Origin of the sequence: Blastochloris sulfoviridis (assembly GCF_008630065.1) — a bacterium.
GTDB classification, from domain to species: domain Bacteria; phylum Pseudomonadota; class Alphaproteobacteria; order Rhizobiales; family Xanthobacteraceae; genus Blastochloris; species Blastochloris sulfoviridis.
The window spans coordinates 18,176-35,638 of record NZ_VWPL01000021.1 but is presented as its reverse complement, the minus strand read 5'-3'; the positions used below and the strand labels follow the sequence as shown (position 1 = coordinate 35,638).

Below are 17,463 nucleotides of genomic sequence, written 5' to 3'. Positions count from 1 at the left end.
CACGTGCGTGTCGATGTCGTGGTGCTGGGGGCGGGAATCGTCGGGGCGTCGGCTGCGGCCCATCTGGCGAGGCGCGGCGTCAGGACCGCGCTGGTCGACCGCCGCGCGCCGGGCAAGGAGACCTCGTTCGGCAATGCCGGGCTGATCGAGCCCTCCGGCGTGGTGCCGATGGCCTTTCCGCGCGATCTCGCGACGCTGGCCAAGGCGGCGCTGGGCCTGTTGCCGCAATCCAACTACCACCTCAGCGCGCTGCCGGCGCTGCTGCCGTTCCTGTGGCGCTATCGCCAGCAGTCCACCCACGCCAACCGCCTGCGCTCGGGGGTGGCGCTCTTTCCGCTGCTGTCGCGGGCGGTGGAAGCCCATCGCGAACTGCTGACGGCGGCCGGCGCCGCCCACCTGCTGCACCCCACCGGCTTCTACCGGCTGTTCCGCGCGCCCGAGAGCTTCGAGCGCTACCTGTCGTTCGAGCTGGCGGTGGAGGCCGGCTACGGCTCGCCCTACGAGATCCTGTCGCCGGCCGAGGTGGCGGCGCGCGACCCTGCGATCCGCCCGGTGTTCCACAAGGCGGTGTGGTGGAAGGATGCGGTGGCGGTGCGCTCGCCCGGCGAGGCGGTGACCGCGATCGCCGGGCTGGTGCCGCGCCATGGCGGCCTGCTGCTGACAGGCGACGCCCGCTCGCTCCGCCGCGACGGCACGGGCTTCCGCGTCGACACCGGCGCAGGCCCCCTTGAGGCCGACACCGTGGTGGTGGCGCTCGGGCCGTGGTCGACCGACGTCACCGAACAGTTCAAGCTGAAGCTGCCGTTCGCGGTCAAGCGCGGCTACCACATGCATTTCGAGCCGGGCAGCGACGCGAAGTTCGACACGCCGTTCGTCGACATGGAGGGCGGCTATTTCCTGGCGCCGATGCCGCGCGGCATCCGCCTCACCACCGGCGTCGAATTCGCGCTGCGCGACGCGCCGCCGACGCCGGTGCAGATCGAGCGCACCCGGCCGATGGCCAACGAGCTGGTGGCGCTCGGCCCGCCGCTCGATCCCGAACCGTGGATGGGGCGGCGGCCGTGCCTGCCGGATTCGCTGCCGGTGATCGGCCGGCTGACGGGGGCCGAAGGCGTGGTGCTGGCCTTCGGCCACCAGCATCTCGGCCTGACGCTCGGGCCGATCACCGGGCAACTGGTCGCCGACATCGTCACCGGCACGGCGCCGGTGGTCGATCCCGCCCCCTACCGGCCGGAACGGTTCGCGTGACCGGTTCTACGGGTTCTGGGTGATCGCCTCGGAACAGTGGTCGCCCGGGAGCCGCCTTTTCCCTCTCCCCTTGCGGGAGAGGGTGGCGAGACCGAGCAAAGCGAGGTCGAGCCGGGTGAGGGGTTACTTCAAACCCGCTCGGTTTTACCCCTCACCCGCCTCGCGATCTGATGATCGCTCGGCACCCTCTCCCACAAGGGGAGAGGGTAGAAAGAGCCACCCTCTCCCGCAAGAGCCTGCGCCCGGGCGCGCGCAAGCGCGGCCCGGGTGGGAGAGGGAAGAAGAGGCCGAGCCCATCACCGGAAACCGCGTTACGCCGCGCGCACCGTCGCCAGGAAGCTCGCCACTTCCTGGCGCAGGCGCTCCGACTGGCGGGCGAGGTCGCCCGCCGAGGACAGCACCTGGGTCGAGGCGGCGCTGGAGTCGGAGGCAGCACGGCTGACCGAGACGATGTTGCTCGTCACCTCGCCGGCCCCCTGCGACGCCTGCTGGACGTTGCGGGCGATCTCCTGCGTCGCCGCCCCCTGCTCCTCCACCGCCGAGGCAATGGTGGCGGCGATCTGATTGACCTCGCCGATGGTGGTGGTGATGCCGGCGATGGCGGTGGCGGAGTCCGAGGTCGCGGCCTGGATCTCGGCGATCTGCGCGGCGATCTCGCTGGTGGCCTTGGCGGTCTGGGTGGCGAGGTTCTTCACCTCGGCCGCCACCACCGCGAAGCCGCGGCCCGCCTCGCCGGCCCGCGCCGCCTCGATGGTGGCGTTGAGCGCCAGCAGATTGGTCTGGCCGGCAATGGTGGTGATCAGCCCGACGATGTCGCCGATCTTCTGCGAGGCTTCGGCGAGCGCGCGAACCTTGTGGTTGGTGTCCTCGGCATCGCGGGCCGCCTGGCTGGCGATGGCGGTCGAGCGCTCGACCTGACCGCCGATCTCGCGCGTCGAGGCGGCAAGCTCCTCGGTGGCGCTGGCCACCGTCTGCACGTTGCTCGCCGCCTGCTCGGCGGCGGCGGCCACCGCGGTCGACTGGCGGGTGGTCTCCTCGGCCGACGACGACATGGTCTGCGCCGCGGCCTGCAACTGCGTCGCAGCGCTCGACACCGTGCCGACGATGGCGCCGACCGCCGACTCGAACGCATCGGCAAGCTGGCGCATCTCGCCCTTGCGCTGCTCGGCGGCGCGGCGCTCGGTTTCCTTCTGCTCGGCTTCGAGACGTTCCATTTGCAAGAGATTCTCCTTGAAGGTCTGCGCAGAGCGCGCGTTTTCGCCGACCTCGTCCTTGCGGTCGGCATAGGGCACCACGACCGACTTGTTGCCGTTGGCCAGTTCCATCAGCACCGCGCCGATGCGGCGGATCGGCACGGAGATGGATCGGCCGATCAGCCACGCCAGCAGCGCGCCGGCGACGAGCGCGCCGATGGCCAGGAACAGGATGAAATTGCCGGTGGTATCGATGGTCTCCGACATGCTGTTCTGTAACTGGGTCTGCTCGGCAACCGCCGTATCCCGGATGCCGCGGGCGTCGCCGGCAACGGATTCCGCCAACGCAGCCATCCTCTCGTCGACGAGGGCGGCGATGTCGCGCGCTTTGCCTGCGGCGGCGGTGAAGGCCTCACGATAACGGGCGGCCTCGGTCTCGGCGTCGCTGAGGAGCGTGCGCATCTCTGCGTCGCTGGCCGCTGTCTTGAGGGTGGACAGCGCGGTGTCGAGCGCGCGGAAATTTTGAGTGGCGGCTTCGACGGCGGACTCCTCGTGGCGGCCGACCACCTTGTTGACATTGAGCCGGACGGTCAGCACGCCCTTCAGCGCGTCGGCCGCCAGCAGTGCCGTCGTGGTGTTGCCGGCCTTGGCGGCTGCCCCCTGCTGGACCTGCTCGAGCGCGTGGGTCAGGCGAGCGCCGGTCGGATCGAGCACCTCGTGGATCAGCCGCTCCTGCTCCCGGCGCAACGCCACCAGCCTGTCGAAATCCTTGGCGTAGGTGTCGACCTTCTCGCCAATGCCTCGCATCCTGGCTAACCGCTCAGGGTTCTTGATGGTTTCGAGCCCGCTGGCGATGCTCGCCTTGACGGAATCCCGACGCTTGAGACCAGCGTCGAGAGCCTGTTCGTGGCCCGTCGCGACATACTCGCGCACGTAGCGGCGGAACGCCAGGAAGTCGCGGTCGACGTCGCGCACGATGCCCACGACGGTGACGCGGTTCGAATAGGCGTCGACGTTGGCACCGACGTCCTTGAACGCAAGGTACGCGGCGCCTGAGCTGAGCGCGCTGAGCACCAGCACGCAGGCGAAGCCCAGCGAGACCTTGGTGCCGATCTTGCGGTCGGCGAACAGGCGGCCGAGCCCGGACGTTCCGGGCGGCGGCGCAGTCGAGGCAGTCGTCGTCATGGCGGGGGGATCCTTGGTGGTCTCTGGAGGTCGGGAACTCGTGGGACGGGCGCCACCGCGGCGCCCGGACCCTTCTGTGTCGATCCGGCCGGAAACCCGCCGAATTTCGTCTGGGCCGCAGGCCGGCCCGATGCCTCCCCTGCCGTGACCGCGGGGGCAGCTGTTGCGGATGCCGGCCAACGGGCCGGGATCGCTGTTCCGCCGGTTCCGCTCGCCGTAACCCCGCGCACCGGGCACGGGGTCTCGGCGAAACTGTTTCCGGGATCCCGGGGGGATCCTCAGGACGCAGGCCATCGCCTACGTTGCGAGCGCAACCACATTAGGTAGCATCACCTAAAGGAACGGTAAATTTTCGAGCATTTGTACTTCAACACCCTCAACCTGCCCGCGGCTACGGCATTATTGTATTGCGCCGCAGCATTTCCGAGATGACAGAGATCGGATATTCTGCATTCCGGCCCTACGATTGACTGTTCTTCCTGCCATCGTGGCGCCGAGCGGCACCCCCTGCCCCACCGCCAGCGCGTTTGACTGATGCGGGATGGCGCAAGATTGTGCATCCTGCAATCCTCGGATGCTTCATCCGCCGGCCCGGAAACCCTGGCCTGTGCCGGCGCCCGCGCGCGCCGCTTCAAGCGCCAGCGGCACCGCAACGCCCCTGGTCCCGGTGCAAATATCGCGGGCGCTGCGAGATCCGCCCCACGCCTGCTTCAATCGTCATAGGTTACATCTGCCGTTCAACTGAACGACATCGATCGCGACACCCCATGTCGTCAAATATCCCGGAATGTCTTCTTTCATCGACGACGGCATGCCTGCACCTTCGGGCATTTTTCATGCGTCTTGCGAGCGGCCGCATGGCGCCGGCAAGGCGCAGGCTTGACGGCGCGGGAAGAACTCATTAACGCTTCATTAAGTCTTTCGATCAAATGACGAGGCTATTGGCATGTCCACTTCTGAAACCGATACGATCACTTCGCCGTCCTCCACTGATGGTAATTTCAGCAACGCTTACCTCCTTACGGTTGTCGGCGGAGATTATCGCATTCTTGACGGCAACATCTTCTCAAGCGGCGTCAACCCTGTTGCGACAGACGTTGTCCTTGAGGACAAGGATCAAGGCAGGCGCGACGACACCAGTGTTCTCGGCGACATTGCTGTCGATCGCGTGACGGTCAGCGGCGCCGGCCCGCTGCTCAATGGGAAGTATACGTTCGTGACCGCGGCGACGGTCGGCACCGGCGAGGGCGCCGCCACCGGAATTATTGTCAAGAAGGGCTTGGTCTACCTCTTCCTGACCGACGACGAGTACCAGCCCCAGGCGCTTGACGACCGGGTTCTGCAACCCATGGAGGGTGAAGTTCCGCTCTGCTTCATGCCCGGTACGATGATCCGCACTCCGGCGGGCGATGTCGCGGTCGAGACGTTGAAGATCGGCGATGCCGTGACCACCGCCGACGGCCGCGCCGTTGCCGTGCGCTGGATCGGCCGGCAGACCGTCTCCACCCGCTTCTGCGACGAGGTGAAGCTGCCGGTGCGCATCAAGGCCGGCGCGCTCGGCGACAACCTGCCGCAGCGCGACCTGCTGGTGTCGGGCGACCACGCGCTGTTCCTGGACGGCATCCTCGTCCACGCCAGCGCCCTGGTGAACGGCGCGACGATCGTGCACGCCCGCGACGTGCCAGGCGTGTTCACCTATTTCCATGTCGAGGTCGCCGACCACGAGCTGATCCTGGCGGACGGCGTCGCTGCCGAGACCTTCATCGACAATGCCGGCCGCCGGGCCTTCGACAATTTCGCCGAGTTCGAGGCGCTGTACCCGAACGGCGTCGATCTCGTCGAAATGCCCTACCCGCGGGCCAAGGCCTATCGCCAGCTTCCGTCGTCGCTGCGCCAGCGTCTCGCGGCCAAGGCCGCCGAGCTCGGCGCCAGCGAGGCCGCCGCCGCCTGATCGGGCCCGGCTTTCGTTCGAACGGCGCCCCGTCGCAGGGGCGCCGTTCCCGTTTGCACCGGACCTTCCCCAAGCCGCCCCCAAGCCGCGACCCGCGACCGGGCTTGGTCATCGGGCGGTGTCCGGCTGCCGGCATGCGGCCTTTCGGCTCGATCGGCCGGAGACCGTCTGATTTCCCTGCAATTTCCGGAAATAGCCCGACATGTACGTTGTTCGCTAAAGGGATTCTTGGCGATCGGACAGCGAAACTCCGGCCTGCAGTTCGGGTTCGCATCATTGGTTGTGGCCGGCGCGCCTTTCCCGTGTCAGGTTTTTGTCACACAAATCCGCCTGCGAGGCCGGGCTTCCGGTCCTGGCGGACGGACGGGGCGCATTCGACCGGCGCCATGAAGGCCTGCGTCCGCGTCTGCGGAGACTGCCCAAGGGAACGCTCACCGGAGAGGTGCGATGGCTGAGACGAAGCAGACCGAAAGCCAGCCCGCGGCCAGCGCCGCGCCCGCCAAGCGCGTCCTCAATGCCGGCAGCGGCGGCCGCGCGTCGCGCCAGCTCCATCCGGTGTTCCGCAGCGCGGGCTGGGCCGAGGTTCGGCTCGACATCGACCCGCAGGCGCAGCCCGACCATGTCGGCTCGTTCACCGACATGAACGACAATTTCCATTCCGGCAGCTTCGATGCCGTGTGGTCCTCGCACGCGCTGGAGCACCTGTTCGCCCACGAGGTGCCGGCGGCGCTGGCGGAGTTCCGGCGCATCCTGAAGGATGACGGCTTCGTGCTGATCCGCTGCCCGGACATCGAGATCGCCGCCGCCCTGCTGGCCCAGCACGGCCCCGACCATGTCGCCTACACGTCGTCCGCCGGGCCCATCACGCCGCTCGACATGCTGTTCGGGCACGGTGCCTCGATCGCGCGCGGGCGCGTCCACATGGCGCACCGGACCGGCTTCACCAGCTCCAGCGTGGCCAAGCTGCTGCTCGATGCCGATTTCCAGACGGTGGTCACCAAGCGGGAATATTTCGACCTGTGGGCGCTGGCCCTCATGCCGGCCTCCGACCTGCCGCGCATCCAGGAGGAGCTGGCCGCCGCCGGGCTCGACCTGAGCGACGCGGAGGATGACGTCCCGTAGGCCGCCGCCGCGCCTCACCCTCCGGCGCCAGTCGTGCTAGCTTCGCCGCAGCCATGCTGAGCGAAAGTCCGATTCCTCTCGAAGGCGATGTGCTGGCGCGCCGCATCTATGCGCCGCAGGCCTACCGGCTGGTGCGCGAGATCCAGATCGTGCCGATCGTCCACACCGAGGCGCTGAAGCTGTCGACGTGGTTTCCGATCGCCTGGCGCATGGCGGCGCATGGCCCCGAGCTGGTGGTTCTTCGCGCGCTCCTTGCCGACAGTCGTGCGCTGCCGCCGCCGGCACGCGGCCTGTTGCCGCTGCTGCTCGCCGCCTATCCCTTCGTGTTCGACCCCGACACGCTGCCCGGCCCCGATTGCCGCTGGATGTTCGACAACGTGTTCGCCGACGAGCCCACCGACATCGGCGCGCCGATCATCACCATCGAGCGCAAGCCGGCGCTGGCGACGCGGCTGCGCCTCGATGCGCTGGAAACGTTCTCCGTCGAGTTCGCCGTCACGCGCGACATCGGGCTGGCGCTGGCAGACGCCGGCCTGCTGGAGCCCTGGAGCCTCAGCTTCGACGTCGAGGGGCGGCGGATCGAGGTGGCCGGCCTCCACATCGCCCATCAGAGCGGGTTCGAGACCGGCCGCTATGCGCCGATCCTTGCCCGCCACGGCTTCGCGGCCGCCCAGCTTCTGGGCCTGCATCGCCTGTCGCTGTTCCGCGCCGGCCTGCTGCTCACGATGGCGAAGGCGACGCTCGCCGCCGACCGCGGCCCGCAACTCATCGCGCAGGTGCGCGTGCCATGAGCGACGCTGCTGCGGCAAGCGCGCTGCCCGCGAGCCGGCTGGTGCCGCTGCGCGGCGCTGCCCGCGCACGCCACGCCATGCCGGCGCACGGCCGCTGGGTGACTGCGCTCGGCTGGCAGCCGATCGCCTATTCGGAAATGCATTTGTGCGCGCACTATTACCCGCTCGCCATCCGGTTCAGCCGCGGGCTTCCGCTGCTCGGCGTGATCCTCGACGAAGCCTATCTGACGCGGCCCCTCGTCGATGCGTCGGGCACCTGGCAGGGCGGCTACATGCCGATGGCGGTGCGGACGTTTCCGTTCCAGGCCACGGGGAACAGCGTCGATCCGTTCGACGATCTGGTGGTGCCGGCCGACACCGACTTCCTGTCGGCCGAGGCCGGCACGCCTCTGTGCCGCGACGACGGCGCCCCGAGCAGCCATCTGCAGACGCTGCACCGGCTGGCGCGCCAACTGCTGGACAGCCGGCGCAGCCTCGCTGCCGCCCTCGATCATCTGCTGATCGCCAGGCTCCTCGTGCCGCTGCGCCAGCCGCCGAACGGCACGGCGCAGCCGGCGACGCCGCAGCTCCATACGGTCGACCGCGCCCGGTTCGCCGAGATCGAGCCCGCCGCCTTCGCGGCGATGGCGCGGCACCGGTTCGCCAGCGTCGACATCGCCGTGGCCTGCCAGTTCTCGCTGCACCGCCTGCGGTCCGAGTGCCAGCCCAAGAGCGCGCGGTCCACCCTCGCGGCGTCCGCCGCCGGCGGGCGGGGACTCGATTTCCTCGGCATGGAGGATATCGCCATCGACGATGGCGACCTGTTCTCGCTCGGCGACCTGGAGGCCACGCACAGCGGCCTCGATGCGTCAGGCAGCGACGCGCCGGAGTATCCGCCGGTTTGATGCGGTTTCCGGTTGATCACCTCGGAACAGCCGCTGGTCGTGAGCCGCGCTCCCTTCCCCTCTCCCCTTGCGGGAGAGGGTGCCGAGCGATCGTCAGATCGCGAGGCGGGTGAGGGGTGAAGCTTCAAGCCCGCGTCTGCAGTTACCCCTCACCCGGCTCGACCTCGCTTCGCTCGATCTCGCCACCCTCTCCCGCAAGGGGAGAGGGAAGAAAGAAGCCGAACCAGTCAACCGGAAACCGTCTGATGCGGATGGCATCCGCTCAGCGCTCGCGCATCGACAGAGCGATGTTGTGCAGCATCGGCCCCATCAGATAGGTCAGCACGGTGCGCGCCTCGGTCGGGATCACCACGTCGACCTGCATGCCGGCGGTGAGCTTGTCGGCGAGCTCGGGCGGAATGGACGCCTTGTCCACTACCACCTCGGCGGCGAAATACATCTGGTGCGTCGCCTCGTCGGGGATGCTGTCCTGCGACACCGAGTGAAGCTGCCCGGTGATGGGGGCAAGCTGATACTTGGCGAACTGCGCGACGCGCACCTCGACGGGCATGCCGACACGCACGCGGTCGCGATCATAGGGCGTGATCTGCGCCCGGACCACCAGGCTGTCGGCCGCCGGCACGATGTCGACGATCGGATCGCCCGCCCGGATCACGCCGCCGATCGTGAAGATCCGCATCTGCTGCACCGTGCCGGTCACCGGCGCCTTGATGTCGATGCGATGCAGCGCATCGCTGGCGATGACCAGTTGCTGGCGGGCGTCGCCGATCGTGCGCTGGACGTCGGGCAGCAGGTTTGCGGCCTCCTGACGGTACTCCTGGCGAAGCTGCTCGATGCGCGCCTGATATTCGCCGATCTTGGCCTTGCCCTTGTCGATCGCCAGGCGTCCATTGTCGAGCGCACCCTGGGTCAGCGAGAGATCGCGTTCGAGCGCGGTCACCCGCGGCAGGGGAACGAGGCCGCGCTCCAGCAGGCGGCGCAGATTCGGCAGCTCGCGATTGATGGTCGCAAGGCGCTCCTGGGCGGAGCGCACATCGACCTGCGACTGCTCGATCTCCTGGCCGACCTGCACCATCTGCCGCTCGATGACGTCGATGCCGCGCGTCAGCGACTCACGCCGGTTCTCGAACTGACGCTGATTGTCGGATACCGCAACGCCGACCTGCGGGTCGCTCCGCATGTCGAGCACCTCCTTGGGAAACGCCACCTTGTCGAGCATGTCGCGCTGGGCCGCGAGGCGCGCTTCCAGGGCGAGGGCGATGGCGAGCTGCTGACGGAAGGCGCGGCTCGTGGCCTCGCTGCGCGTCGGATCGAGCCGGACCAGCACATCGCCTTCCGTGACGGCGTCGCCGTCGCGCACCAGGATTTCCTTCACGATGCCGCCTTCGAGGTGCTGCACCGTCTTGCGGTTGGACTCCACCGATATCTTGGCGGTCGCCACCACGGCGGCATCGAGCCGCGCGGTCGCCGCCCAGCCGCCCAGGACGACGAAGGTGAAGAACACCACGGCAAAGCCGATCAGCAGCATCCTGCGCCAATCGGTCGATACCGGCGGCGCCGGAAGGAGCTCGATACGCTGCTCGTCCATGTCAGGACCTCCGTCCTTCCGCCGATCCCTCGATCACCATCAGGTTCGGCTGGGTGCGGATGCGCGGGATGCGGTCGACGATCTGGTCGCGCGTGCCGAAGGCCTGCACGGTGCCGGCATTGAGCACCAGCACGTCGTCGCAATAGTTCAGGATGTTGAGCTTGTGCGTCACGATCAGCACGGTGCTCTGCATGGCCTGCAGCTTCTGCAGCATGGTCATCAGCGACTGCTCGGCGAGCGCATCGAGGTTCGAGTTCGGCTCGTCCAGCACGATGAAGCTCGGCATGCCGTAGACGGCGCGGGCGAGCGCGATGCGGCTGCGCTGGCCGCCCGACAGCACGTGGCCGCCCGACCCGACGCGGGTGTTGTAGCCCTCGGGCAGCGACTTGACGAGGTCGGCGATGCCGGCCAGCTCGGCCGCCGCGATGATGCCGGAACTGTCCTCGGCCGCCTTCGGATCGAAGCGCGCGATGTTCTCGGCGATCGTGCCGGGCAGCAGCTCGACGTCCTGCGGCATGTAGCCCATCTGCTGGCCGAGTTCGTCCTCGTTCCAGTGGGACAGATCGTGGTCGCCGATGACGATGGTGCCGCGGCGCGGCGGCCAGACGCCGACCAGCACCCGCGCCAGGCACGATTTGCCGGCACCGCTGGGGCCGACGATGCCGACGGTGCGGCCCTGCGCCACCGAGAACGACACATCGGTGAGAATCGGCCTGTCGCCGCCCGGCGCGCTGGCGAACACCCGCGAGACGACCAGCGGACCGGACAGGCCCGGCAGCGCCATCTTGTTTCCCTGCTGGGTGGCGTCCTTGAGAATGGCATCGACCCTGCTGAGCGCCGAGGCAAAGCCGGCATAGGTGCGCCAGTTCATGATCAGCGAGTCGATCGGTCCCATCGCGCGCAGCATCACGATCATGGCGATGAAGATCACCGACGTCGAAACCTCCTGCTGCAGAAACAGGATGATGCCGATGACGTAGATCAGGACCATCTGGCCGTTGCGTACGAAACGCACGATCGCGGCGATGATGTCGTTGGGCCTTGCCGCCGCCTGCTGCCAGCCCAGCATCCGGCCGTGCAGGTCGTACCAGCGGTCGCGCAGACGCGGCAGCATGCCGAGCGCCCGCACCGCCTCGACATTGCGCGTCACCGCAAGGCCGAACTCGGCCGCCTTGCCGGACATGCGCTGGAAGCGCTCATTGTCGTTCTTCACCAGAGCGGCGTTCAGAACACTCATCGCGGCGGAGAACGCCACCATCAGCAGGGCGTAGATGCCGAACACCCAATGGACCAGCGCCATCGCAATGATGAACAGCGGCGACCAGAACGCGTCGAACACCGCCGTCACCGACGCACTCGAGAGCGTGTCGCGCACAATGTTGAAATCGTTCAGCGTCGAGGGCGAGGCGTTCATTCCGGCCGCCGGGCGCGGCCGGTGCATCGCCTCGAACAGAACGAGGCCGAGGCGCTGGTCGATCTCGGCGCCCATCCGCCGCAGGGCCTTCTGGCGCACCCATTCGAGAAAGGCGTGAACCGCCAGCAGGAACAGCGCAATGATGGCGAGGAAGAACAGCGTCAGCTCGCTGCGGCTGGTCGTCACCCGGTCCATGATCTGCGACACGAACAGCGGCGCCGAGAAATAGAGAAACGGCAGGAACAGGCTCATCGCGAAAAGCCCGGCATAGGCCGGCGCCAACGGCCGCAAGGCGTTGAGCGTCGGCGAAGCAAGCTTCGTTTTCACCCCAGCCTCCTGTGTTGACCAAACCTTGAAATGGAAAACTCCAAGCAGGCTGTCATGCGGCGTCCGGCCGATCAGCCCGGCTGTCGTCGCCCCTCTCCCCGCACGGGCGAGGGACGGAGCGCGCCGCCTGGCCGGCGGCCGTTCCGGGCCGATCATCCAAAGACCGTATCATGAGAAATCCGCCAGCCCCATCCGCCGCGCCACAGGCGCAAATCAAGCGACGTACACTATAGGCAAGACCGTGGTGATCCCATGGTGATCCGTGGTGCGGTCTTGCCGCGCCCCCGGCCCGCGGCGGGAATTTCGACCTCTGGTTTATGAAATACTGCCCGGCGCACCGGCATTCGCGTCATACGATACAGAATTGTACGCGTCCCTGGAGCGCGATCCGGTCCCGGCGGCGGCACTTCGATCTGCTGCAAGCCGCAGCAGCCGCCATCCGGGTTGGCGCTGATCGGCCCGAAACGTCCCTTGGTTGCAGGCCCTCTCTCTTCCCTCTCACCTTGCGGGAGAGGGAAGAGAGAGGCCGAGCCTGATCGTCCAAGAACCGAATTACACCAGCCGGCTCTGCACCACCGCCGCCGCGATGAAGGAGGCGAACAGCGGGTGCGGATCGAACGGGCGCGACTTCAGCTCCGGGTGGAACTGGACGCCGAGGAACCACGGATGCTCGGGATATTCGATGATCTCGGGCAGGATGCCGTCCGGCGACATGCCGGTGAAGGCCAGCCCCACCTGCTCCAGCCGGTCACGGTAGGACATGTTGACCTCGTAGCGGTGGCGGTGGCGCTCCGAAATCTCGGTCTTGCCGTAGATTTCGGCCACCCGGCTGCCCGGCCGCAGCAGCGCGGTATAGGCGCCAAGCCGCATGGTGCCGCCGAGGTCGCCGCCGGCCCTGCGCTTCTCCAGGTCGTTGCCGCGCAGCCACTCGGTCATCATGCCGACCACCGGCTGGTCGGTGGCGCCGAACTCGGTCGAGCCGGCGTCATCGATGCCGGCGAGATTGCGCGCCGCCTCGATCACCGCCATCTGCATGCCGAGGCAGATGCCGAAATAGGGCACCCGCCGCTCGCGGGCGAAGCGGGCCGCCCGAATCTTGCCCTCGGTGCCGCGCACGCCGAAGCCGCCGGGCACCAGGATGCCGTTGACGTGCTCCAGGAACGGCGCCGGATCCTCGTTCTCGAAGATCTCGCTCTCGATCCAGTCGAGCGACACTTTCACATTGTTGGCGATGCCGCCGTGGGTGAGCGCCTCGATCAGCGATTTGTAGGCGTCCTTCAGCCCGGTGTACTTGCCGACGATGGCGATGGTGACCGAGCCTTCCGGATTGCGGATGCGCTGGGTGATCTTCTCCCAGCGCGTGAGGTCGGGTTCCGCCCCCGGGTCGATGCCGAACGCCTGCAGCACCTCCATGTCGAAGCCCTCGGCGTGGTAGGCGAGCGGCACGGCATAGATCGAATCGACGTCGCGCGCCTCGATCACCGCCGTCTCGCGCACATTGCAGAACAGCGCGAGCTTCCTCCGCTCCTCCTTGGGGATCGGCCGATCGGTGCGGCACAGCAGGATGTCGGGCTGGATGCCGATCGAGCGCAGCTCCTTGACCGAATGCTGGGTCGGCTTGGTCTTGAGTTCCCCGGCGGACGGGATGTAGGGCAGCAGCGTCAGGTGGATGTAGACGGCGTGATTGCGCGGCAGCTCGTTGCCGAGCTGGCGGATCGCCTCGAAGAACGGCAGGCCCTCGATGTCGCCGACCGTGCCGCCGATCTCAACCAGCACGAAGTCGAAACCGTCGTTGCCGGCCAGGACGAAGTCCTTGATGGCGTTGGTGACGTGGGGAATCACCTGGATGGTGGCGCCGAGATAGTCGCCGCGCCGCTCCTTCAGCAGGATCTCCTGGTAGATCCGGCCGGTGGTGATGTTGTCCATGCGCGAGCACGGACGCCCGGTGAAGCGCTCGTAATGGCCGAGGTCGAGGTCGGTCTCCGCCCCGTCGTCGGTGACGAACACCTCGCCATGCTGATACGGGCTCATCGTGCCCGGATCGATGTTGAGGTACGGGTCTAGCTTGCGCAGGCGGACCTTGTAGCCGCGCGCCTCCAGATTGGCGGCGAGCGCGGCGGATGCGAGACCCTTGCCGAGCGAGGAGACCACGCCGCCGGTGATGAAAACGTACCGCGCCATGGGAGTCAGGTTTTAGCCCGCCCATCTCGTTTTGGCGAGCGGCAGGGCCGCTCGCCGGATGAATTTGGAGACCCTGCGGAAGATCCGCGGGCGTTCAGCGCGAGACCGGCGGCTGCGGCGGTCCCGGCGGCTTGATCTGGTCGAGAATGCCCTGGCCCTCGGCCGGTGCCTGTGCCGGCGCGCCGGCCGGCGCCCCGCCCAAATCGAGGATCGACTTGGGCTCCCGGCTGTAGCCGGCCAGCACCGACAGCGCCAGGCTGGTGGCGAAGAAGACGGCGGCCAGGATTGCGGTGGTCCGGGTCAGCACGTTGGCGGTGCCGCGCGAGGACATGAAGCCGCCGCCACCGCCCATGCCGAGGCCGCCGCCCTCCGACTTCTGCAGGAGGACAACCCCGACCAGCGCAAGAACGACCATCAGATGGATGACGATGAGAACGGTCTGCATGACTCAAAGCAAATAGGCCGGGGCGGACCCGATCGGAAGGGCACGCCCGCGGCCGGACCACGGTTGGCCGGGCTATTACACGATCGCCGCGGGCATTTCCACCCGTGTGACGCCCGGATGGCGAACACTCAGCGATAGACCCCGGCAATCGCCAGGAAATCGGCCGCCTTCAGCGAGGCGCCGCCAACCAAAGCGCCGTCGACATTGGCCACCGCCATCAGCTCGGCGGCGTTGTCGGGCTTCACCGAGCCGCCATAGAGGATGCGGATGCCCTGCCCCTCGGCGCCGAAGCGCTCGACCAGCCGGTCGCGAATCATGGCGTGGACCTCGGCGACGTCGGCGGTGGTGGGGGTGAGGCCGGTGCCGATCGCCCACACCGGCTCGTAGGCGATCACCGTGTCGGCGGCGGTGGCGCCCTCGGGCACCGAGCCGTCGAGCTGGCGGCGCACCACCTCCAGCGTGTGGCCGGCCTCGCGCTCGGCCCGGGTCTCGCCGACGCAGACGATGGCGACGAGCCCGGCGCGGCGGGCCGCCACCGCCTTGGCGTGGACCACCGCATCGCTCTCGCCATGGTCGGCGCGGCGCTCGGAATGGCCGACGATGACCGCGCCGGCGCCGGCATCCTTCAGCATTTCCGCTGAAATATCACCGGTGTGGGCGCCCGAGGGCTTGGCGTGGCAGTCCTGCCCCCCCACCTCCACCGGCTCGCGCGGCTCGGCCGCGAACGCAGCCACCAGCGTGAACGGCGGGCACACCAGCACCTCGGCGTGGCCGGCTGCCCCGCCGGCCACCGCCGCCGCCACCGAGCGGAGTTCGGCGATCGAGGCCCGAAACCCGTTCATCTTCCAGTTGCCCGCAACCAGCGGACGGCGCAGCGCCACCATGATGTCTCCCCCCAACTCGTTATACCGTTTCCGGTTGATCCCTTCGGGATACCGGAAACGGTCTCGCCGAAAATCCCTTGTTCGGTAACGGGATTTTCGGCGATCGGAATACGGCTCGAAGGCTTGATCAGCCGGAAACCGTATATCGCGCAGGCCTAGCCTTGTCGCCCACCCATAGCCGGTCCTGCGGCCGCGAGCACGTCGGATTGCTCCTGGCGCAGCGTGCCCCTATGGTAGGACCCAAAGGGCGGCGCGCGCCGCCTGTTTTCATTTGGAAACCGGATTTCGGTCAATGCTCCAGTCCTTGCGAAAAGGCGCGGCGAGCTGGGTCGCCAAAATATTCCTCGGCCTGCTGGTGGTTTCGTTCGCCGTGTGGGGAATCGGCGACATCTTCCGCGGCTTCGGCCAGCGCACCGTCGCCACCATCGGCTCGACCGACATTTCGACCGAGAGTTTCCGGCAAATCTACAATCAGCGGCTTCAGGCGCTCGGCCGGCAGGCCGGCCGGCCGGTGACCCCGGATCAGGCGCGGGCGTTCGGCTTCGACCGGCAGATGCTGGCCGAGGTGCTCGCCGAGGCCGCCCTCGACGAGCGGGCCCGGCAGCTTCGCCTCGGCATCTCCGATGAGGAGCTGATCCGCCGCATCCACGACAATCCGGCCTTCCGCGGGCCGAACGGCCAGTTCGACCGCAATCTGTTCGACCAGGTGCTGCGCTCCAACGGCTATTCCGAGCCCGCCTACATCGACGCCGAGCGCAAGCTCGCGCTTCGCCAGCAGATCGCCCGCGCCATCGGCGGATCGGCCGAAGCGCCGCGCACGCTCGTTAGTCTCGTCGACACCTTCCAGAACGAGACGCGCAAGGTCGAGTTCGTCACCCTCGACCGCGCCGCCGCCGGTCCCATCGCGCCCCCCACCGACGACGCGCTCAAGGCCTTCTTCGAGGAGCGCAAGGCCACCTTCCGGGCGCCGGAATACCGCAAGGTGGTGGTGCTGCCGGTCACCGTCGAGACGCTGGCGCAGTGGATCGAGGTGACGGACGCCGACGTGCGCGCCTATTTCGACGCCCACCGCGACCGGTTCGGCGCGCCCGAGCAGCGCACCCTGCAGCAGATGGTGCTCCCCACCGCCGAGGAGGCCAAGGCCGCCGCCGCCCGGATCGCCGGCGGCGAGAGCTTCGAGAGCGTGGCGGCCGCCCGCGGCCTGAAGCCGGCCGACATCGACCTCGGCACGGTGACGCGTGCCGGCCTTCTCGACCCCACGGTGGCCGACGCCGCCTTCGCGCTGGCCGCAGGGACGGTGAGCCCGCCGATCCAGGGCCGGTTCGGCCACGTGCTGGTGCGCGTGCTCAAGGTGCAGCCGGCGCAGTCCAAGTCGTTCGAGGAGGTTTCGGGCCAGATCCGCCGGCAGATCGCCGGCGAGCGCGCCAAGCGCGAGCTGCTCGACCGTCACGACAAGGTGGAGGACGAGCGCGCCGCCGGCCTGACGCTCGCCGAGGTCGGCGCCAAGACCGGCCTGCCGGTCGAGACCATCGAGGCGGTCGACCGCTCGGGCCGGGACGCCGATGGCAAGCCGGTCCCCGCCTTCCCCGGCAAGGACGAGGTGCTGCAGGGTGCGTTCAAGACCGAGGTGCGGGTCGAGAACGACCCGGTCCAGCTCGGCGGCAACGGCTTCGTCTGGTACGAGGTGGCCGGCATCACCAAGGCCCGCGACCGCACCTTCGACGAGGCCAAGGCTCAGGTGCTGACGCGCTGGCAGGAGGAGCAGGCGGCCGAGCGGGTGAAGGCCAAGGCGGACGGCCTCATCGAGCGCCTTGAGACCGGCAGCTCGCTGGAGGCGGCCGCCAAGGCGCTCGGCCTCAGCGTCTCGACCGTGGCGGAGGTGCGCCGGGCCGGCACCAAGGAGCTGCCGGAGGCCGCGATCGCCGCGGTGTTCGCCGCCGCCCCGGGAACAGCGACCACGGCGCCCGGCGAGGATACGGTGTCCCGTCTGGTGCTGCGCGTCGTCGACGCCCGCCTGCCGGACGCCGCCAAGGCCCCCGAGCGGCTGCAGGCCGATCTGCGCCGCGCCATCGAGGACGACCTGCTCGCGCAATTCGTCACCGGGCTGGAAACCGAGCTTGGCGTGACGGTCAACACCCGGATCCTCAACCAGATCGTCGGCCGCGACGCCGGCTCCTGATCCGTGCCGACCGCGCACGCGTGCGCGCCGGCGATCCGCCCGCGACGCTGCGCCTGCGAAGCCGCGACACG

The 17,463-nt window shown here is 68.4% G+C and carries 12 protein-coding genes; 6 read left to right on the top strand and 6 right to left on the bottom strand.

Annotated features, from left to right (window positions below):
• The first annotated feature begins 3 nt into the window (after positions 1–3).
• Positions 4–1,248, top strand: a complete 1,245-nt coding sequence (locus F1193_RS11980) for an NAD(P)/FAD-dependent oxidoreductase (RefSeq protein ID WP_170263567.1) — start codon at positions 4–6, stop codon at positions 1,246–1,248.
• Positions 1,249–1,559: 311 nt separating this feature from the next.
• On the opposite strand, the gene F1193_RS11975 is transcribed toward F1193_RS11980, so the two are convergent.
• Positions 1,560–3,626 (bottom strand): HAMP domain-containing methyl-accepting chemotaxis protein, encoded by a 2,067-nt coding sequence (locus F1193_RS11975; RefSeq protein ID WP_170263565.1) that lies wholly within the window; start codon positions 3,624–3,626, stop codon positions 1,560–1,562.
• Between the two features lie 1,216 nt (positions 3,627–4,842).
• On the opposite strand from F1193_RS11975, the gene F1193_RS11970 reads away from it, so the two are divergent.
• The 4 genes from F1193_RS11970 to F1193_RS11955 all read left to right on the top strand — a co-directional run bounded on the left by F1193_RS11970 (position 4,843) and on the right by F1193_RS11955 (position 8,374).
• Positions 4,843–5,577: a Hint domain-containing protein gene (locus tag F1193_RS11970; RefSeq protein ID WP_246164354.1), complete on the top strand. Its 735-nt coding sequence runs from the start codon at positions 4,843–4,845 to the stop codon at positions 5,575–5,577.
• Positions 5,578–6,024: 447 nt separating this feature from the next.
• Positions 6,025–6,699 (top strand): class I SAM-dependent methyltransferase, encoded by a 675-nt coding sequence (locus F1193_RS11965; protein WP_150098042.1) that lies wholly within the window; start codon positions 6,025–6,027, stop codon positions 6,697–6,699.
• Positions 6,700–6,752: 53 nt separating this feature from the next.
• Positions 6,753–7,490: a SapC family protein gene (locus tag F1193_RS11960; RefSeq protein WP_150098040.1), complete on the top strand. Its 738-nt coding sequence runs from the start codon at positions 6,753–6,755 to the stop codon at positions 7,488–7,490.
• The gene (locus F1193_RS11955) at positions 7,487–8,374 is read left to right on the top strand and encodes a SapC family protein (protein WP_150098038.1); all 888 of its coding nucleotides are present in this window, start codon (positions 7,487–7,489) and stop codon (positions 8,372–8,374) included. Before F1193_RS11960 ends, F1193_RS11955 begins: the two co-directional genes overlap by 4 nt.
• Positions 8,375–8,636: 262 nt before the next feature.
• Here the strand turns inward: F1193_RS11955 and F1193_RS11950 are convergent, their stop codons facing one another.
• The 5 genes from F1193_RS11950 to tpiA all read right to left on the bottom strand — a co-directional run bounded on the left by F1193_RS11950 (position 8,637) and on the right by tpiA (position 15,213).
• A complete protein-coding gene (locus F1193_RS11950) occupies positions 8,637–9,962 on the bottom strand; it encodes an HlyD family type I secretion periplasmic adaptor subunit (RefSeq protein ID WP_150098036.1) in 1,326 nt (441 codons plus the stop codon).
• Between the two features lies 1 nt (position 9,963).
• Positions 9,964–11,703, bottom strand: coding sequence for a type I secretion system permease/ATPase (locus tag F1193_RS11945; protein ID WP_170263563.1), 1,740 nt, complete (start codon positions 11,701–11,703; stop codon positions 9,964–9,966).
• 552 nt (positions 11,704–12,255) lie between these two features.
• A complete protein-coding gene (locus F1193_RS11940) occupies positions 12,256–13,884 on the bottom strand; it encodes a CTP synthase (protein ID WP_150098032.1) in 1,629 nt (542 codons plus the stop codon).
• A 94-nt stretch (positions 13,885–13,978) separates the two neighbouring features.
• Positions 13,979–14,329, bottom strand: coding sequence for a preprotein translocase subunit SecG (gene secG, locus F1193_RS11935; protein ID WP_150098030.1), 351 nt, complete (start codon positions 14,327–14,329; stop codon positions 13,979–13,981).
• Positions 14,330–14,457: 128 nt separating this feature from the next.
• On the bottom strand, positions 14,458–15,213 hold the full coding sequence (tpiA, locus tag F1193_RS11930) for a triose-phosphate isomerase (RefSeq protein ID WP_150098028.1): 756 nt from the start codon (positions 15,211–15,213) through the stop codon (positions 14,458–14,460).
• Between the two features lie 292 nt (positions 15,214–15,505).
• Between tpiA and F1193_RS11925 the strand changes: the two genes are divergently transcribed.
• Entirely contained in the window at positions 15,506–17,392 is a 1,887-nt protein-coding gene (locus tag F1193_RS11925; protein ID WP_150098026.1) for a peptidylprolyl isomerase, read from the top strand.
• Positions 17,393–17,463 lie beyond the last annotated feature (71 nt).